The 20932-nt window shown below is 37.3% G+C and carries 14 protein-coding genes; 4 read left to right on the top strand and 10 right to left on the bottom strand.

Translation table 11 applies throughout. The features are described 5' to 3' along the window. Window positions 1-61 precede the first annotated feature (61 nt). On the top strand, window positions 62-691 hold the full coding sequence (locus AC0L3W_RS02550; protein ID WP_290038520.1) for a LysE family translocator: 630 nt from the start codon (window positions 62-64) through the stop codon (window positions 689-691). A gap of 72 nt (window positions 692-763) precedes the next feature. Here the strand turns inward: AC0L3W_RS02550 and AC0L3W_RS02545 are convergent, their stop codons facing one another. Next, window positions 764-1390: a LysE family translocator gene (locus AC0L3W_RS02545; protein WP_409439745.1), complete on the bottom strand. Its 627-nt coding sequence runs from the start codon at window positions 1388-1390 to the stop codon at window positions 764-766. A 299-nt stretch (window positions 1391-1689) separates the two neighbouring features. Here AC0L3W_RS02545 and AC0L3W_RS02540 point away from each other — a divergent pair, with 299 nt between their 5' ends. Continuing rightward, on the top strand, window positions 1690-2340 hold the full coding sequence (locus tag AC0L3W_RS02540; RefSeq protein ID WP_409439746.1) for a peroxiredoxin-like family protein: 651 nt from the start codon (window positions 1690-1692) through the stop codon (window positions 2338-2340). 84 nt (window positions 2341-2424) lie between these two features. On the opposite strand, the gene AC0L3W_RS02535 is transcribed toward AC0L3W_RS02540, so the two are convergent. From AC0L3W_RS02535 to ung, 3 genes are all read right to left on the bottom strand, one after another. Then, the gene (locus tag AC0L3W_RS02535) at window positions 2425-3099 is read right to left on the bottom strand and encodes a 2OG-Fe(II) oxygenase (protein ID WP_290038524.1); all 675 of its coding nucleotides are present in this window, start codon (window positions 3097-3099) and stop codon (window positions 2425-2427) included. 322 nt (window positions 3100-3421) lie between these two features. Continuing rightward, window positions 3422-3970 (bottom strand): hemerythrin domain-containing protein, encoded by a 549-nt coding sequence (locus tag AC0L3W_RS02530; protein WP_290038526.1) that lies wholly within the window; start codon window positions 3968-3970, stop codon window positions 3422-3424. A 107-nt stretch (window positions 3971-4077) separates the two neighbouring features. Continuing rightward, entirely contained in the window at window positions 4078-4731 is a 654-nt protein-coding gene (ung, locus tag AC0L3W_RS02525) for a uracil-DNA glycosylase (RefSeq protein ID WP_417697589.1), read from the bottom strand. A 292-nt stretch (window positions 4732-5023) separates the two neighbouring features. On the opposite strand from ung, the gene grcA reads away from it, so the two are divergent. Beyond that, window positions 5024-5404: an autonomous glycyl radical cofactor GrcA gene (gene grcA / locus AC0L3W_RS02520; RefSeq protein ID WP_290038527.1), complete on the top strand. Its 381-nt coding sequence runs from the start codon at window positions 5024-5026 to the stop codon at window positions 5402-5404. Window positions 5405-5584: 180 nt separating this feature from the next. Here grcA and AC0L3W_RS02515 read toward each other — a convergent pair whose 3' ends face one another. Continuing rightward, on the bottom strand, window positions 5585-7876 hold the full coding sequence (locus AC0L3W_RS02515) for an EAL domain-containing protein (protein ID WP_409439748.1): 2292 nt from the start codon (window positions 7874-7876) through the stop codon (window positions 5585-5587). A gap of 338 nt (window positions 7877-8214) precedes the next feature. Continuing rightward, window positions 8215-9126 carry a ZIP family metal transporter gene (locus AC0L3W_RS02510; RefSeq protein WP_290038530.1) on the bottom strand — a complete coding sequence of 304 codons (912 nt, stop codon included), beginning with the start codon at window positions 9124-9126 and terminating at the stop codon, window positions 8215-8217. 729 nt (window positions 9127-9855) lie between these two features. Here AC0L3W_RS02510 and AC0L3W_RS02505 point away from each other — a divergent pair. Then, window positions 9856-10767 (top strand): bile acid:sodium symporter family protein, encoded by a 912-nt coding sequence (locus AC0L3W_RS02505; RefSeq protein WP_290038531.1) that lies wholly within the window; start codon window positions 9856-9858, stop codon window positions 10765-10767. 442 nt (window positions 10768-11209) lie between these two features. Here AC0L3W_RS02505 and hrpA read toward each other — a convergent pair whose 3' ends face one another. The 4 genes from hrpA to AC0L3W_RS02485 all read right to left on the bottom strand — a co-directional run bounded on the left by hrpA (window position 11210) and on the right by AC0L3W_RS02485 (window position 20699). Then, window positions 11210-15097: an ATP-dependent RNA helicase HrpA gene (gene hrpA, locus AC0L3W_RS02500; RefSeq protein WP_409439749.1), complete on the bottom strand. Its 3888-nt coding sequence runs from the start codon at window positions 15095-15097 to the stop codon at window positions 11210-11212. A gap of 182 nt (window positions 15098-15279) precedes the next feature. Continuing rightward, the gene (locus tag AC0L3W_RS02495; RefSeq protein WP_409439750.1) at window positions 15280-16773 is read right to left on the bottom strand and encodes a Ppx/GppA phosphatase family protein; all 1494 of its coding nucleotides are present in this window, start codon (window positions 16771-16773) and stop codon (window positions 15280-15282) included. Between the two features lie 47 nt (window positions 16774-16820). Then, a complete protein-coding gene (gene ppk1, locus AC0L3W_RS02490; RefSeq protein ID WP_290038535.1) occupies window positions 16821-18905 on the bottom strand; it encodes a polyphosphate kinase 1 in 2085 nt (694 codons plus the stop codon). A 234-nt stretch (window positions 18906-19139) separates the two neighbouring features. Next, on the bottom strand, window positions 19140-20699 hold the full coding sequence (locus AC0L3W_RS02485) for a Na+/H+ antiporter NhaC family protein (protein ID WP_409439751.1): 1560 nt from the start codon (window positions 20697-20699) through the stop codon (window positions 19140-19142). Window positions 20700-20932 lie beyond the last annotated feature (233 nt).

Raw genomic sequence — 20932 nt, 5'->3', positions numbered from 1 at the left:
CTACTCATTAAGATGTTAGCTTTTTGATAACTAAAAACAACACCAGAAAAATGGACCGCCAATGCCAATCTTACATATTGAAGCTTTTCTGATCGCCATTACTATCTTAACCCTGACTCCAGGACTGGACACCGCATTAGTCATTCGCAATACCACTCGAGGTGGAGAAAAGGATGGATTTGTGACAAATGTTGGAATCTGTTTTGGCTTATTCTTCCATGCCACCTTATCTGCCGTTGGTATCTCATTATTACTTTCACAATCACCACAATTATTCCAAGCCGTGAAGATGATTGGTGCCCTGTATATCCTGTATTTAGGAATTCAAGGTTTAAGACACAGCTTCTTTGCTTCAGCTAAAGATCCTGAAAAATTCGGTAGCCAAGGTAGTTTTAAAGCAACAAGAAGCTTTCGAGAAGGTTTACTGTCGAATGCATTAAATCCAAAAACAGCCATATTTTACTTAGCCTTTTTACCGCAATTCATTAACCCAGAGTACTCTGCTTTCATGCAATCATTATTGATGGCAGCCATTCATTTCGTGATTGCACTTTGTTGGCAAGCCTTTATTAGCCGTATGATTGTCGCTGCTAAGAAACGTTTCGATGGAGGAAAAACACAACTGATGATGGAACGTTTAACAGGGGTAGTATTGATTGGCTTGGCAGTTAAACTGTTAATGGAGAAATAGTAGCAGTAAGTGTATTACCCGTCTATTACACAGGTAATACACTTATCACTGACACATTAACTAATGTTTTTCTTACCTCAATACCAAGTACAATCCCGCCAATATCATAATACTCCCTGCTACTCGATTTAATTTTTTATGAGCACTTGGTGTTTTTAACAAATTAGCCATTCGACTCGCACCAATTGCAATTAGTATTAACCCTGCAAACAAAGCAAATGCAGAAAGTACTGACACTAACAAAATATCCGAAGAGGTCAGCACATTTAAATTAATAAAAGTCGGTAAAAATGAAATATAGAATAGGATAACTTTCGGATTAGACACTGAAATGAGGAACCCTTGTATAAAACCAGAAAAAAGCGCAGGATTTTTCACAACATCCCCTTCTATTTTCATATTACCTTGCAATGGAGGCAAAGCATTAAACATCTGATAACCGAGGTAGATCAGATAACCAGCACCTATATAACGAATAGCAATAAACACTTCCGACCAATTAGTTGCAATAGCAGCTAACCCTAAACACACTAAAATAAGATAAAGCACATCACTGGCTATCATACCTAAAATCAACATTACCGTGCTTTTAGGACCGCTGACCATTGCTCTAGCTAAAACGGCAAAGACACCTGGGCCCGGTGTAATACCAAAAATAAAGATTGCAATAAAAAATGTAATTGCAGATTCAAATGACATACTTAATCCTTTAATCGTTATCACCTTGATTAACAAGGCTATTCATCCATATTTAATAGCTCAGTATAAATGAGATTGAATAATACCAATTATATTAGATAAGAGTGCTAAATTTTGTGCAGAGAAAATAACTGAGTTTAACAAATAAACTAAAACGATTAATTAGCGTGATTGGCATGATAGTAACGTTGTTTTTTATAACACTTCCTGATAGGTTATTGAACACTTGTTCTTTTATTTTCTAACCCTTAAATAAAAGAGCTCCCCCTTAACTTCCATCAGCTGATTAGGAAAAAAAGATGACAACATTAAGAGAACAAACTGATGCTAAAATTGCAGCAGGCCGTAAAGGTAACCCTGAATTTATGAGAGGGATTGATGACGTTATCAAGGAAGCTAAATCATTCAAAGAAGGTAGTAATGCACTCAAACTAGGGGATAAAGCACCGCGTTTTACCTTACCAAACCAGCAAGGAAAATTAACCTCATTAGATGACTTATTAGCAAAAGGCCCGGTTATTGTTACTTTTTATCGTGGTAGTTGGTGCCCTTACTGTAACCTGCAATTAAGAGCCTTACAGTCACGTTTAGAACAAATCAATGGACTGGGAGCTCAATTAGTAGCCATCAGTCCAGAAGTACCTGATAACTCATTAACTAAAAATGAGATCAATGAAATGACTTTCGAAGTATTGTCAGATCAAAATGCAGATGTTGCAGCACAATTTGGTGTAGCGTGGAAAGTACCAGACTTTGTATTAGAACATATGAAGGTTGATCGTCATCTAGACATTGAAAAAATCAATAACGGTAACGCTAATATCATGCCGATCCCAGCAACCTATATATTAGATAAAGAAGGCACTGCAGTATGGCGTTTTGTAGACGTTGATTACCGCGTTCGCTCTGAGCCAGAAGATATTATTAATGAGCTAAAAAAACTAGCGTAATCCTATTTTCCAGTTAACTTTACTTGGCATTGTAAAAATAGTCAGCCTCCCCCGCTGACTACTTTTAATGCCACTTTTAAAATACTAACGCGGAGGGTCAACTCGGTCAGTAACCGAAGTATTCACCCTGAACCAACCAGCAATAGAATATCGATCACGGTTCGCAGCCAGTACCTCATGTGGAAACTCTTCACTAAGAAAAGCCACAATAGTCCCCATTAATGGCACGACTTTTGTACCAACTTGGTCATGTTGATCCTGATATAACACTAATTCACCGCCATCGTTTGGCAGCCAGTGACTGTTAAAGTAAACAATCAATGATAAAACACGATTCGACTCACCTTTAAATGCATCATAATGGCGTTTGTAATAATCACCAGGGCTGTAATGAGCAAAGTGACTTTCAAATGAGAATAAACCTAAAAACAAACGACGATTTAAATAACTTTGTAATCCTGCAACCCAGTTTAACCAATCTTTTCCAGCTTCGGTTTCACCTGTGATCCAACTAATTGCATCGGTTCTCACAAATTCATTTTTTAAATACTCTTTACCACGCCCTATTCCAGCATTTTTAAATTTATCTGCTTCCATCAGTTGTTGGTGAGTAAACAACGTTTCAGTTAATGCTTCAGGTAATGCAGTTGGTAGAATACTGTAACCATTGGATTCAATTCCCTGTGCAATTAATGCAAATAAAGAATCATCATTAAAGTTATTTTCAGAAAACTGACTGACATTTTTTAACGCTAACAAAGCGGTGCCCTTATTAAATAAATGAATAACACCAGTTACACTAATTAACTGGTCTATTTTACTTGTTAAAATAATGCTAGCTAAAACGTATTGTCGATTTAATTAAGCTAACAACACTGCGTCTTTGATTGGAGAGAATAAAAAGGTCTCTTTTTATCGCGATAAGGAGTGAATGCGAATAGTGCCAGTTTTTTTGAAAAAGAAAAGTATTTAATGATGATCAGTCATACTGAATGATTTGCAGAACTAATCATCATTGAGACTAGTGTGATGCATATGGATAAGGGCTCTGTTACCTCAATTTTGAACAATAAGGGACCTACTAATTAACAGTATTACTATTAATATATTCGGATAAGGTTTTAAAGCGATCACTGATACTGTCACCAAACAATGGATCACTATATTCTTTTTGTTTCCATTGTAAACTTAAATGCGCCCAATCATCAGGGGTAAGACTCGCTTGGATTGCGGGCAATATAGATAACTCTTCATAACTTAAATGCTGTTTTTGTTTATTAACAAAAGTTTCAAGCTTTTCTATAAAAATATCTTTAGGGATAATCGCATCTAGTAATATCATACTTAACATATCGTCTAGCTCCGTTGTTAACTCACTTAATTGCTGGTGGTCTTCTTCCAAACGATTGGCTACTTGATCTGATACCACTCTGTATTTTAAGTAATAAGCGTAGATCAGATCTTCCATTGGGTGATGATATTTATCTGCGTAACTTTTAAGATAATCGGTAATCGATTTTAATAATTGATAATCAATATTGCCATCAATCTTTAGCATCGCTACCTTATTCTCAACCACCTTCAATAACTGCATAATATTAATATGATCTTTATGAATACGATTAATCATGTCACTTCACCTGTTAATGAATGTATTGATAAATAATAAACACATTGACGGAGTTAACTTATGCGCCACATCAATAAATAATCGATTAAAAAACCAACAACCAATTTTTACCAATTAATAGGCTTTTTATTTTGATCAGATAATAACTTATTAGTTTGTGAAAAATGTTTACAGCCAAAAAATCCACGATAAGCTGATAAAGGTGATGGATGAACAGCGGTTAATACATGGTGTTTTTGTTGATCAATCATGCTCGACTTTTTAATCGCATGGCTTCCCCATAATAAAAAAACCACGCCTTCAGTTTGTTCATTGATATGCTGTATTACATTATCTGTAAATATTTCCCAACCTTGCTTTGCATGGCTACCCGCATTGGACTCTTCTACCGTTAACACGGTATTCAATAACAATACACCTTGTGTTGCCCAATGGCTCAAATCACCGTCACTTGGTAGTTCATCCCAAGCAAGGTCATCGGCCAACTCTTTGTATATATTACGTAAAGAAGGCGGTAGTTTAATACCGGGCTTAACAGAAAAACTTAGACCATGCGCTTGCCCTGCTCCGTGATAAGGATCCTGACCTAGAATAACTACTTTAACCTTGTCTAAGTCAGTTAATAAAAAAGCATTAAAACGATCTTTTTCAGATGGATAAATGGTTTTTCCCTGGTCAACTTGTTGATCAATAAATCGCTGTAGTTTATTGAAGTAAGTTTGCTGTTGTTGTTCTGCTATAAAATCTGACCAAGACATAATCACCTGCTGTTTATCTAAATGTTATAAGCACAATATAACATATAAGCTATTGTTAAATATTAACTTTATTTGTTCACATTTAAATAACATAAGATTTTTATAAAAAACAAACAGTTAGTAAACTTCCTTGATGCAGCTCAATTTACATACAAATAATCCTTAAATAAAGTAGGTGAATAGTGTTGTACATCCCTTAAAACCAGCCCTATAATCATTAATAGATTAATTAATCAGCAGTTATGAACAGTAAATTTAACTGGCATATTCATTAAACAAAATTAAGGGAAATATTATGGCTTTAGGTATCCAAATTACACAAGCAGATAACGCGGCATTATTAAATTCATTCTGGTTATTAGATCAAGAAAATGCACAAGCTCGTTGCCTATGTGTAAAAGATAATACATATGCAGAAGATCAAATTATATCTTTGGCTGAACTAGGTGATATTCAATACAAAGAAGTAGCTATTGAAGCGCCAGCAGCGCAGGAAGGTGGTCAACACTTAAACGTTAATGTATTACGCCGTGAAACATTAGAAGATGCGATTAAGCACCCTGAAAAATACCCGCAATTAACCATTCGCGTATCAGGTTATGCAGTGCGCTTCAACTCATTAACACCAGAGCAACAGCAAGATGTATTAACGCGTACTTTTACTGAAAGTTTATAAGTTCTACCCCCTAAAAGTGGGCTAACATGCTCTTTTAACACTAAATACATCACTTTCTAACAGCCTAACAATGCTTACTTATTAGGCTGTTTATTTCCACTTCCCCCTGGTACTTAACATCCATTCGAGTAACCAAAAAACTGTTTAAAAGTTAAAAGCAAGTGACAGTAACCTGTTTAATCAATGGTTAACTGTATCAATTAACTTATCTAACTCCTTTGCAGGAATCGGTTTGCTGAAATAGAAACCTTGGAAGATGGCTAAACCAAGTTCGGTCAACAAATCCAATTGTTCTTTTTTTTCAACACCTTCAGTGACAACTTTTAAGTTAAAGTTATCAGCCAGATTAACAATAGACTTAACCATCATTAATGCATTTTTGTCATTATGAATATCTTTCATAAAAGAGCGGTCAATTTTAATTTCATCTATAGGCAGGTCTCTTAAGTAGCTTAGGGATGAGAAGCCAGTACCAAAGTCATCTAACGAAACTGAAATACCAATGGCTTTAAGTTTATTCAACTTATTTGTGGCAGCTTTAATATCCTTAAGAAAAATAGACTCCGTGACTTCCATAATTAATTTGCTAGCATCAATATGATAAAGGTTAACAACCTCGATAATCTTCTCAGCAAAATCTTTTTGCCAAATTTGTTTTGCACTTAAATTCACCGCAATAGTTAACGCCGCTGTGCTTGGTGAAGCTTGCCACTTTTGCAATTGTTTACAAGCTTGTTCAAGTACTTCCATACCAATAGGGACAATTAAATTGCTCTCTTCAGCCATATTAATAAAATCATAAGGAAGTAATAAGCCTAGAGTAGGATGTTGCCAACGGACCAGTGCTTCTGCTCCGATAATTTTATGCTCGTTAGAGTATTTAGGTTGTAAATAAATACAAAATTCATGATCATCGATAGATTGACGCATCGCTTTTTGTAATTCACCGCTATGATTTAAGTCATGTTGTGTCTGTGGATCTAGAATGACAGCTTCGTTACCACCGTTAGCTTTTGCTCTATATAACGCCATATCTGCTAGCTGCAATACTTTATTTTCATGAAGCTCATTGGAGTTAAAAATAACCCCCCCCATGCTTGCCGTTACTTCATATTCGATGTCAATATCTTGCAAATCACTCTTCAAGGAAACCGCTTCAGACAACACCTTTATTAATTGATTAGCATAATTAGTCGTATAAGCAGTTGCGGCATTTAAGTGCCTTTCGATAAGCGGGAGAATTACCACAAACTCATCTCCCCCAAACCGAGAGATTAGTTCATTGCCCTGTCTATTGCGTAATAGCTTTTCAGCTATAATCGACAAAAGCTTATCCCCCATATAGTGCCCATAACTATCGTTGAGCAACTTAAACTTATCGATATCTAGAAATAGTAAGGCGCTATACCTATTTTGTTGCTGACTCTGTTTTACAGTCTCATGTAAATGCAATTCAAACTGAGTACGGTTGTACAATCCGGTTAACTGGTCGTGATAAGCTAACTCATGAATTCGTTGCTGATTAAGTTTTTCTTGGGTTATATCAAGCGCAAGTCCAACGACCAGGGTGGGGTTATTATCTTTATCTCGCTCAGCAATCCGACCTCGATCCCATATCCAAACAATTTTGCCGTCAGGTCGTTTTAAACGATATTTAATATTTAAAGTAATATCATCAGTCAATAATGCCGTAATCGCATCAAATACTGCGGCTTTGTCCTCTTCAAGAATACATTTTTCATATTCCTCAAAGGTTTGTTGATCTCCGTAAAGACCAGACATCTCTTCCCAGTTTTCGTTATAGGCCACTTCACCCGTTTGTGGATTCCACTCCCATAAACCTTCCTCCGACACACCTAGAACATGTTGCAATCGAGATTTATTTTTTTCTGACTCCTCTTTTAATTGGATAATATCAGTGACATCTTTTGAAATAACAAATAATCGTAATTGATTTTTTGTATTGTAAAATGGAATTTTAATAGAATGGAAATGGTGAGTTTTATTTTCTTTAATATCCATAGAAACATCAAAAGTTTCTACTGTTTCAAATTTCTTTAATACTGACTTTGTATTGTTTAAAATAGCTTCAGATTGCTCAAGGTTACCAGTGAAATCATGATCAATTTTACCAACTAACTCTGATTCAGTAGTCCCGTAAAGTTCAGCAACGCTCTTATTACCATAAACAAAACGCCCCTCCTCATCCTTTATCACCACAAAATCAGTGATATTCTGAAGTATATTATTGACGACTTTAAGAGATAAACGATGCTGTTGCTCATCAAGCAATAGCATACAAAATAGACTAGCTAATATGACGGTGAACAGTATCAAAATACTTGGTAGCTGACCAAACTGCACAGAGAAATAAAGGTGGATCAAAATGATAAGAACTGATGCTATACAAGTGATAACCAACACCCAAATGTACTTTTTTGTTGTAGATGCCGATTCTACAATATCAGACATACCTATTTCCCTATAACATATGTACTTTAACTTCACATAATAATCATACTTACAACAAAAAAGTACTAATTTTTGAGTATTAAGGTTAAAAGATAGCATTCCATGGATAATTTAGATCAAGGTCACGAAATGTAATGCCTTAAATGAAAAACAAAAACTATAATGAAAAAACCATTAACCTCATTAAATTAGTGGATATTGTAACCAAGCATGAAATTGAACAGTATTAATATTAGTCAACTTTTAGAAGTTGAACAGTAAGAGATTCATTTTGGCAAGTTAATACCCTTGACTTCAAAAAGAGGTATGAGAAAAGACAGTGAACGGAGTGTAAAGGCTTAACCTAGGGTGGTATCTAATAACATCATTAGCGCAAAACCAATCATCAACCCTATAGTCGCAACTGTTTTATTACCATTACTGTGTGTTTCTGGAATAACTTCATTGGAAACAACAAACAGCATCGCCGCTCCTGCTAACCCCAAACCAATTGGATACGCGACAATAAATCCCCCAGCTAAACTCACCCCCAATAATGAACCTAACGGCTCTAATAACCCAGTCGCCATTGCAATCAAAACAGAAAAGCCAGTATTAAAACCAGTGGCGCGTAAGGTTAATGCGACGGCCAACCCTTCAGGAATATCTTGTAATGCAATAGCCGTTGTTAGAGGCACACCAACAGACAAGTCACCTTGCGCATAACCAACACCAATCGCCATACCTTCAGGGAAATTATGTAATGCAATAGCAAATACAAACAACCAAGCGCGGCTGCAGGCTTCATGTCCTGCACCACAAGGCCCTGTATCCATGTGTTCATGAGGTACAAATTCATCTAACCCCATCATTAAAGCAACACCAATAATCATACCGAATAATACAATCATGCCCCCTAAGAAAGTACTTCCAGTAAAATCAATAGCCGCTTCAATACCGGGTAGCAATAATGAAAAAGCAGAAGCAGCTAACATCATGCCAGCAGCAAAACCAAGCATGGCATCAGAGAGTTTGCGCGGGATCTCTTTAATGAATAATGCAGGTAGGGTCCCAACAGCAGTAGCAACAAACCCAGCAGTACCACCTAATAAAGCATATTTAACATAGGCCTGATTATTCGCATTAATAGAATGTAAGATCATTAATGTGATTAAAATAACCGAAGCAATCAACGCGAGAATAAGATAGGGATGATTTTTACAGTGTTGTTTAAACCCAGATAACCAAGTATCAGGTGCAGTTATATCCATAGGAAAGTTCCTCATTTGTGTCATTCTATAGTAATGCACTTATTTAATGTGATGACTATTCTTAATGCATACTATCGCACAAGTTAACAATCTATAGGGCATTTAACCTTTTCTTTTAATTTAGTTAATTTAAAAGTGAAAATAGAATTATGTGGTTAGCATGTAATGAACAACATGATTTAAAAATAGTACTATCCGTATTAAACACTAAAATTATAAATAGCTTAACTATCTATCATACCAACTCAAGTCAGCAGATAACTTTCACAAAGACGACCGTTGACACCTTTAGGGACTCACTGCGACTTGTTAGTCGCTTAAATATATCCGTAAACAGAAAATAATAACGCTATGAAGGTGGCTTTCGGTTAGCAATATTGAGTAAAAAAATTACCTATAACTGCGAAAATACCCTCATTAAATATTTATAAATCAATAAACGTTATAAAATTATGAACAAAATAGTTAAACATCTTTAAGTGTAAAAAGAAGGTGTAGAAGCTTATAGTTACCCTTTATAGGCTACCTATCACTTTTCAAGTTGATTTGATGAATACAGAGAAACAACTTGCCATTATATTCTCAGACTCCATTCCCACGCAAAGCATAGGCACGAGTTACAAGTAATTCCCCATACATTATCAACAAATACTGCGCCATATCAAAACCTCCTTACAAAACTCCCGCTAATATCAATACCATCAAGCTATTCCTGAACTAAGGGGTTTTATGACACCAATTATTGCACAAGCTGTTACTCAAATTATGTTACCTGTTGTATTAGGGTTGGTAATGTTAGGGATGGGGTTAAGCTTACAAATAAAAGACTTTAAAGCAGTATTAACCGAACCAAAAGCTGCGATGATTGGTTTATTACTACAACTACTTTTACTGCCGATATTAGCGCTATTTATTAGTAAAGTTTTTGCACTTAATCAAACGGCGGCAGCTGGGCTATTTTTATTGGCGTTATGTCCTGGTGGTGCGACTTCAAACTTATTTTCTTTTCTTGCTAAGGGTAACCTCGCCTTAAGTGTTTGCTTAACAAGCCTCGTTAGTATGTTATCACCGCTCATTTTACCGATAACCTTTATTGGCTTCATCCATTACAGCGGTAGCGCAGATAACCAACTTTTTGATTTACCTTTGTTACCAGCAATGAAACAACTCGCTGTTGTCACCTTACTTCCAACAGTAGTTGGTATGAGTATTCGTTATTTTGCCGATAAATGGTCGCAGTCGGCTATTCCTTTGGTTAAAAAGGGATCAACAATTGCGATGTTATTAGTGATTACTGCACTTGTTTTGACAAACTTAACGATTATTCCTGCGATGCTTTCTTTACAGGGTGTTGCTGTAGTGACTATGTGTAGTTTGGCGTTAATCATTGCCTATTTTATGTCAGGCAAGTTGAATGTTAACAACACAGATAGAAAAACTATTGCGATAGAGGTCGGCATTCAAAATGCAGGTACTGCGATGATGATTGCCTTCACTATCATGCATCAACCTGCACTGGCGACTATACCTTTACTGTATGGGCTGTTAATGAACATACCTGCGTTTATTTTTGTGTACTGGCTTTTACTCCTAAATAAAAAGAAAGACAAAGTAATTATGCCACTCGAAATAAGACCTTAGTTAACTAGAGACGCATGCGGTTGCAACTTCGCGCCATTAAACCTTTCCAAGTGATTGCCCATTTTTAATAAAGGTTAGATTAGTTGAGGCTAGCACGGAGATGCACATACGCAGCGCTACCTTAACAATGAACAGATGAATTAGATGATCTATTTAAGCGTAGAAAAAACCGATGAAAGTAAGAAGTTGATTGCACTAACTAGTTGTTTTAATTAAACATAAATAACCAAGCTAGTATTCATTTTAACAAGCATAGATGAGTAGATAATTAGGAAAATTGTTACAAGCATAGGTTTGTCTGCTGACAAAGAGAAAGTAAAATCGCCAACCGTTGTAGATACTGCTAACAACATTGATGAATATGACGATCAAAAACAAGTAAATCGAGATTAACATTTTAAGTACCACTCCCACGCATAGCATGGGAATGATCTAAATAACTTTAGCCTTTCAATTCCGTCAACTTCAACCTCACACGTTTAGCGGACACTGGGTAAGGCGTACCTAACTGTTGTGCAAACAACGAAACCCGTAACTCTTCCATCATCCAATACACTTCAGCTAAACCTTCATGTTCCGTTTCATTACTTAATAACTGCTTACATAGTGCACGGTAACGCTCTTCCAGTTCATGCAGCTCAATAGTGTTTAATCGGTCTTGATTAGGATTAACCGGCAGCTTCTCTAGACGTTTTTGTAAGGCTAATAAATAACGCTTAATATCATTTAACTTCGCTTCACCTACTTGGCAAACAAAACCAGGGAAGATCAAACGCTCTAGTTGCGACTTAATATCTCCCTTTGCCACCAGCATGGTTAAATCAGCTTTGCCTTTAAGCTGTTTATTAACCGCATGTGCCAATGTTAATACCTCTTCAACCTGTTGGGTAATTTGTAAAGTTTTATCTGCAAGTTCTGCGCGTACTTTTTCTTTTTGAGCTTCAAATTCAGGTGCTTCTTGTGGGTGAACTTCACCGTCTAAAATGGCATCAACAGCACAACTAATACAGTCATCGATTAAGTCTTTAATTTGCCCAAAAGGATTGAAATACAAGCCTAGCTTCGCTTTATTCGGCAAGCTTTGTTGTAGATATTTAATCGGTGATGGCACATTTAATAGAATTAAACGGCGTACCCCAGCTTGGTTAAATCGTTGTGCTTTATCTTCACTATCAAACAGCTCAATGGCGACACTTTTGTTTTTATCCACTAGCGCTGGATACGCTTTTACTTCGTAACCTCCATGATCTTTCTTGAAAGATTTAGGTAATTTACCAAAGTCCCATTCTACTAAGTCAGACTTCTCAATCCCTTGTTTCGATACGTTAGATAAGGTCTGTTTTACCTTACCTTTTAGGTCGTGCTGTAATAATTTGAGGTCGGTGCCCACAGCAACACTTTTTTGTTTGTCATCAACCACATTAAACTTAATACGTAAATGCGTTGGCAAAGCATTTACATCCCAAGAATCTTCGGGGATGCGCACACCTGTCATGCGTAAAAGCTGTTTTTCGAAAGCTTCTAGTAGTGAGCCTTGTAAAGGCACTAAGTTCGCCATAGCGGCTTCTGCATAATTAGGTGCAGGAACAAAATTACGGCGTATCGCTTTGGGTAATGTTTTAATTAAGGCAATCAATAACTCTTCACGTAAGGCCGGAATTTGCCAATCAAAACCTTGATCAGAAACCTGATTTAATAGCGCTAAAGGGATGTTCACCGTCACACCATCTTGACTAGTGCCCGGTTCAAAAGCGTACTCTAGCTTTAAACGGAAATCACCTTGCTGCCAAAAATCAGGGTAGGCATTAGCAGTCACTTTATCAGCATCATGCGCCATGACTTGTTCACGCTGATAATTTAATAAATCAGGTTGTTGTTTCTTTTCTCGATTCCACCAGCTATCAAACTGTTTTGCACTGCAGACAGTTTGCGGTACGATTTCATCGTAAAACAAGAACAAGGTTTCATCATCCACTAAAATGTCGCGACGACGTGATTTATGCTCTAACTCTTCAATATCATTTAATAATGCTTGGTTATCTTTAAAGAATTGATGACGAGTTTCAAACTCCCCTTCCACCAAAGCATGACGGATAAACAGTTCACGACACAATACAGGGTCGATTTGTGTATAAACAACACGGCGTTTACTGACAATGGGAATACCGTAGAGCGTTTGTGTTTCAAAGGCCCCTACGACACCCGATTTCTTCTGCCAATGCGGCTCTGCATAACTACGTTTAATTAAATGTTGTGCTTGCTTCTCAACCCACTCAGGTTTAATTCTTGCAGCCACACGCGCAAATAATTTAGAGGTTTCTACTAATTCGGCAAACATGCCCCATTTAGGCTGTTTTTTAAATAAACCAGAACCAGGGAACATATAGAATTTACTGTTGCGCGCTCCTAAGTATTCCGCATCTTTATCCTTTAAACCTATGTGTGATAACAAACCTGCTAATAGGGCTTGGTGAATTGCATCAAAGCTCGAAGGAGTATCGCTCACTTTAATATCTAACTCATCGGTCACTTGCTTAATTTGCGTGTAAATATCCTGCCACTCACGCACGCGCATATAGGCTAAGAAATCTTTCTGACACATTTTACGGAAGTTGTTATTGGTTAACTCTTCACGCTGTTCATTGATGTAATTCCATAGATTGACGTAGGTAATGAAGTCAGATTCTTTATCATAAAAACGACGATGTTTTTCATCGGACGCTTGTTGTTTATCCATTGGACGTTCGCGCGGATCTTGAATACTTAAGGCCGCACTGATCACCATTACTTCGTGGACACAGTTAAATTCTTTTGCCGCTAAAATCATTCGAGCTAAGCGCGGATCTACTGGTAATTTAGCTAATTGACGCCCTAAGCCTGTCAATTTTTTTCGTGGGTCTTTAGCTTTTAAATTAACTGCACCTAACTCTTCTAACAGATTCAAACCATCTTTAATATTGCGATCTTCTGGTGGCTCTACAAATGGGAATTTATTTAATTCACCTAGGCCAAGCGATAACATCTGTAGAATAACCGACGATAAGTTAGTACGAAGTATTTCTGGGTCAGTAAATTCAGGGCGACCATTAAAGTCTTCTTCACTGTATAAACGAATACACACACCTTCACTAACACGACCACAACGGCCTTTACGCTGGTTTGCACTGGCCTGTGAAATGGCTTCAATCGGTAAGCGTTGTACTTTAGTGCGATAGCTGTAACGACTAATACGAACAGTACCCGTATCAATAACATATTTAATACCGGGAATAGTTAACGACGTTTCAGCAACGTTGGTTGCTAGGACAATGCGTTGCCCTCGATGACCTTGGAATATTTTATTTTGTTCTGCCACACTCAAGCGCGCAAACAAGGGTAAGACTTCAGTATCACGCAATTTACGTTTGGTTAATGCGTCTGCAGTATCACGAATTTCACGTTCACCATTCATGAAGATAAGAATATCGCCACGACCTAAACGTTGTAATTCATCTACCGCTTGGAAAATCCCCTCTATTTGATCGCCTGCCGCATATTCATCTAATGGACGATATAAGGTTTCCACTGGAAAAGTACGACCAGAGACTTCAATAATTGGTGCTGGTTTACCACGTTTATCAGAAAAGTGATTAGCAAAACGCTCAGGATCGATGGTCGCAGAGGTAATAATAACTTTAAGGTCAGGACGACGAGGTAATAGGCGTTTTAAATAACCCATTAAAAAATCGATATTTAAACTACGTTCATGAGCTTCATCTATAATGATAGTATCGTATTGACTTAAAAATCTGTCATTTTGAATTTCGGCTAATAAAATCCCATCAGTCATTAATTTAATGTAAGACTTATCGCTGACTTTATCGGTAAAACGAACACGATAACCAACGGTTTCACCCAGCTCAGAATCAAGCTCATCTGCAATACGATTGGCGACCGTTCTCGCTGCTAAACGACGTGGTTGCGTATGACCAATTAAACCAGAAACGCCACGCCCTAACTCTAAACAGATTTTAGGAATTTGCGTCGTTTTACCTGAACCCGTTTCACCAGCAATAATAACCACTTGGTTGTTGGCAATCGCTTCGGCTATTTCATCTTTTTTCTGGCTAACCGGTAAGTCTGGATAACTCACTTCAGGTAGATTATCTAAACGCTGTTTACGCTTATCCATTGACAATTGAATATCAACGGCTATTTTGGTCAAACTCGCTTCTACTTTTTCGGGTGTTTTTAGATTACGTAAATCATCAATACGGCGCTTTAAGCGGAATTGATCTTTATATAACACGTCATTTAAATGGTCTTTTAAAGTAGTAGCAGAAATGGTCAAAACAGGTACCTAGCAGAAACAAAAAACCGATCCTAGCAAGGCTAATGGCAAAAGGATAGTGGGAGTTAAACGATTGAGAATGGTAATCTTCATAAACCATCATTTTTTATCCATATAAGTGCCTTTAACGGACATAAAAGTAAGTGTTAATCACCTAACTTAACACTTACTTTTATGTGGGTTTACAGTTCGATAGATTCGGCAATTACTTTCAAGGTTAACCCTGCTTTATGTTGTTGAGCGACCTCTTTTTGTAACATAGCAAACAAGTCATTTTCTTTAAATAAAACCGCGGGTACATCAAGTTGTAACTTATCCCCATTGAGCTTTATTTTTGCTAACTGTAAAGGGAAGTCTCGACGCCCTAAAGTTAAAATGATCGCTACTCTGAGCAATTGTACTAATTGATAATACTCACTTTCACTGATCATATCTGACACAATAGCTTGTTTAATTTTACCTCGGTGATCACCCACCATAGTGGCTATAATTTCCTGTCCCTGCTCACTAAACCCCGGCATATCAGAATAATGCAAAATATAAGCGCCGTGATGTTGACGCTTTTTAGAATGAATATTAATGCCAATTTCATGGAGCAAAGCGGCATAACGTAGGAACATAAAGTGCATATCGTCGAGCGCTTTGCCTTGATCAGACAGCTGCTGATTAAACAGTTGTAACTGTAACAACACGCGCCTACTAAAAACTTGGTCAATACGATGTAGGTGCAATAGGTTATTCACGGTACGGTCACGTGGTGCCATATCTTCTTCGGTACTACTTAAACCGTATAGCACCCCTTCACGTAACGCTGAAGTACAGACATTAATGTTCTTAATGGCAAACTCATCCATAAAACTACTGACAATGGCTAATGCGGCTGCTGTTAGTTCAAAACGGCTCTCTTCAACGCTTTCTAATCCTAATTTATCGAAGGTTTTAGCCCCCACAAATTGTGCAATTAAACGGCGCACACGTTTTTCAGTGATATGACTATCACCGTGTAGCTCTAACATGCATTGTTTTATTGACTTGTAGGAGCCAGAAGTACCTAACACCCCCTTCCAACCGAGTTGCAAACACTCCTCTACAATCGGCGCTAAAGTTTGTCTTGCTTCAGCTTGAGCCAAGCGCATGCCTTTACGAGTGACTTCACCTTTACCAAAGTAACGTTGTGCAAAAGAGCGAGACCCCATCTCTAAGCTTTGTGCAAATTTAATTTTAAAACGCTTACCAATAATGAATTCGGTACTGCCACCACCAATATCCATCACAAACGTCGTGCCTTTAAGCGGATAGGTGTGAGCGACACCTTGATAGATTAGCTTGGCTTCTTGCTCGCCGCTGATCACTTCAATGGGGTGGGGGAAAATGGCTTTAGCACGTTCAATAAACTCATCACTGTTGACGGCTACGCGAAGGCTATAAGTGGCAACAATGCGAACTGCACGACAGGTTAACCCTGACAGTTGTTGGTTAAATTCAGCGAGACAATCTAAGCCACGCTGAATCGCTTCTTCCGATAAGACTTTATTTTCATCCAAGCCGCTGGCTAAACGAACACTTTTCTTATTAGTGAATACGGTTTGAATGCAGCCTGTTAACTCTCTTGCTACAATCAAATGAAAACTATTTGAACCTAAATCAATAGCGACTAAATGGCAGTCCTCATTCATATTTATTCCTCATTGTTATAACGATGTCACCAATAAAGTACTCGGTATTATTTTAGTGCTTTAGCTTCTTCTTTATTAATTTTTTGAAGATAGTCGTAAATTACCATTTGCGAGCGTAGTGGTTCGTCGCCTTTTTTCGGCGTTAAATATTCATTAGACTGATCTGTATTAAGAATCCTTGCCTTACAGTTATCAGCTAATTGAATATTAATGATATCAATAATGGTTTTTTGTACCTTAGGGCAATAAATCGGACACCCTACTTCAATACGTCTTTCTATGTTGCGCGTCATCCAATCCGCAGAGGAAATATAAACACGTTGTTTGCCACCGTTTGAGAAAATAGAAACACGTGCATGCTCTAAATAACGATCAACAATACTTACAGCGGTAATGTTTTCACTTTGACCTGAAACACCAGTCACCAATGCACAAATACCACGTACGATAAGAGTGACTTTCACACCAGCCTTACTGGCACGATACAATTGCTCAATAAAGATATCATCAACTAAGTTATTAAGCTTAAGTATGATTTCACTCGGGTAGCCTTGTTTAGCGTATTTAATCTCTTTATCAATTAACTCAATCACTTTATCGCGGGTATGCGTTGGCGATACAATTAAATGCTTATATTTAAACTGTAAGTAAGGTGATTTAATAAACTCAAATACCTGAGCGGATTCAGTACAAATATCTAAATCCGACGTGAACAAACTAAAATCAGTGTAAATTTGGGCATTACTTTCATTAAAGTTACCACTGCCAACATGTGCATAACGAATAATTTCCCCTTCTTCTTCACGGGTCACTACGCATAATTTAGCGTGTACTTTTAAGTTACTCACGCCATAGGTCACATGGACACCAGCATTAGATAGCTTTTCTGCCCATTCGATATTCGCTTCTTCATCAAAGCGCGCTTGCAGTTCAATATTAACGTGTACATGCTTACCGTTTTTCACTGCTTCAATTAGTGCTTCAATAACCGCAGATCTCTTTGCTACTCGGTATAAACATATCTCAATACTGACCACCTGTGGATCAAAGGCAGACTGTCTTAACCATTCAGTAAAATAGCTAAATTTATGATAAGGGTAATACAGTAAAATATCTTGCTCTTTAATCGCCTGCGTAATATTGCGGTAATTATCCAATACGATATGAGGTAAAGCAGGTAATTTTTTATAACGTAGATCTTTAGAGCCAATCGATGGAAATTGAATAAAATCTTTAAAACTTAAATAACGGCCACTCTCGTTTAAACGTTTGTTGGACTTTATTTTTAAGCCTTTTTTCAATACTTCAACCATAGCTTCAGGCATTTTTCTGTCATAAAGCAAACGTACTGGCTCTGCATTTAAACGGGAACGAAGTCCACTGGACATACTCTCTAATAAACTTTGATTAATTTCGCCATGTACTTCAAATTCAGCGTCACGGGTTAGCTTAATAGAAAAAGCACGAGTATGGCTAAAGTCATAAAATACGCTAAATACTGACTGCAGAGAGTGACGAATTATATTATCAATTAAGATAATATTTTTTTGTTTACTATTTTGATCGACAGGCAGCTCTACAAAACGGGGCACATCGCTTGGCACCTCGACTAATGCATAATGGTCTTTCAGGTCTTCCTCTGCGGTACGCATCTCAACCATTAAATAGGTGCAATCATTTTTTATTTGTTCAGTTAGATTGATTTTATCAGTAATCATCAACGGGAAAACATGGCTGCTTAATTCACTTTGAAAATACTCTGTTAACCATTGTTGCTGATATTCATTAAGTTGTTTTTCGTTAATCAGATCAATATCGTGATCGCTTAACAGCAATAATAACTCTTGATAGGTTTGGTCAAATTCATTTTGTAGTTGCTGTACTTTCTCTTGAATCTCCAAGAACAATTGCTTTGCTTTATCTTTTTTCTGAAATTGACTTAAAAACGCCACGCGTCTAACACTGGCAACACGCACTTGATAAAACTCATCAATATTACTTGAATAAATGCCTAAGAAACGTAATCGCTCGATCAGAGGAACAGTTTTATCTTGAGCTTCTTGTAACACTCTTTGATTAAAGGATAACCAACTAAGTTCTCTATCGAAGTACTGCTGTTGCGATGTTGACATAATATTTTGAATTCCATTTTTTATTAAGCGTAAGACTTTCTAAACTAGTCAAAGAAGATGACAAGGGTATGGCTAAAATATGAAATAAAAGTGACATAAAGTTAAAATTAATGAAGTAATAAATATAAGGGGAAAGGATCGACTAAGCAAATAATAAAATGGTAAAACTTTGAACTATAAAGACAAAAAAAGCAGGCGAACCTGCTTTTTATATTTAAGATAAGCGTAAAGTAACTAGTGGTTAGACATCATCTTCATAGCAGCAATGACTGCAATAAATGCAATGCTCGCTGCAGTCAACGAAATAGCCATAGATCCAGTAAAGCCAATTACTACAAAACCAACGATAGAGACTAATGCCATTGATAATGCGTAAGGTAACTGTGTTGAAACATGGTCAATATGCTGACAACGTGCCCCCGTTGAAGATAAGATAGTAGTATCAGATATTGGAGAACAATGATCGCCAAATACTGAGCCCGCTAATACCGCACTTAACATAGGCAGCATCATTGTTAAATCCGTTGCGCCCGCCATATCACCAGCAATCGGCAGCATGATACCGAAAGTGCCCCAAGATGTACCTGTAGAGAAAGCCATCGCACCAGATAATACGAATAAAATCACCGGTAACCAATGTAAACCGATATTACCTTGTACGAGTGTCGATAAATAATTACCGGTATTCATATCACCAATCACACTGCCAATTGACCAAGCAAAGAACAGGATGATGATAGCGCCAAACATCGATTTAGCACCCACCCATAAAGCAAAACGGATATTATCAAAAGATTGTTTTTGTTTAAGTACAGTGAACAATGCAAATGCTAAGCCTACCAAACCACCGTAAACTAATGACGCACCTACATCAGTATTCTCAAAAGCACCTAATACAGAAAATGCTTTACCAGCCTCTACTAGTGCATTGTTACCGGTATAAACCATAAAGAATAAAGTGGCTAAGATTAAGCTGATAATTGGGTAAACTAGGTCACCGACTTTGCCTCGTTGGTGTTCTTCAATGCCTAGCTCGTCTTGTAAATCAACATGATTAGCATCTTCCACTGTCGCATTATTTTCAGCAGCTTGTTCATGTTGCTTCATGGTCCCTATATCTAATTTAAATAAGATAACAGCAAACACCATTAACAAGGTAAATAGCGCATAGAAGTTCATTGGAATTAAGGCGACATAAGCCCCTAATGGCGAATACTCAGTCATGCCATGGCTAACTAAAATGCCACCAATAATGGTCATGATATAAGCACCCCAACTCGACACTGGCATCAAGATACACATTGGTGCAGCAGTAGAATCAAGAATATAAGCTAGTTTGGCACGTGATACGTTAAAGCGGTCCGTCACCGGGCGTGATATGGAGCCAACCGCTAAACTGTTAAAGTAATCATCAATAAAGATAAATACACCCAAGAATGCCGCAAGCAGTGATGCACCACGTTTATCTTTAATATGATCCAATGCCCAATCAGCAAAAGCGCGCGTACCACCAGATAAGGTTAACACGGCAGTCATCATGCCAAGTAATAGCAAGAAGGCAACAATACTCATATTCCAAGTATTAAGGCCACCATCTTCCACAACAACACTTTTAACTGTACTGAAAATGTATTTGCCAGCATCCACGATTGAGTAATCAACCAGCAATAAAGCACCTAAGATAATACCGATACCAAGTGATATGAGTACGCGGCGAGTAATAATAGCTAACCCGAGCGCAACGGCAGCAGGTAAGATCGACAGCATCGAAGCTGAGAAGTCGATTAAAGACATGAAACTTTCCTTTGGTCTACATTAAATTCGAAACTGCAGGAATACAGTTTCTAGGCAATGTGTTTTAATTGAACGATAAAGTCCCAATCACACTAATTAAGTGCTCTATTTGTCAGAATAAATAGCGGCTATCAATTTGCTCAAGGAGTACCTTAAACAATCATCCTGGCTATTTTTCCTGCACATTAATTTAGCTCACTTATTTAATATAATCGGTATTAAATACCGAGTTC

This window comes from Psychromonas sp. KJ10-5 (assembly GCF_055808325.1).
Note: the sequence above shows the minus strand (reverse complement) of the source record. Positions and strands in the feature narration are given on the sequence as shown.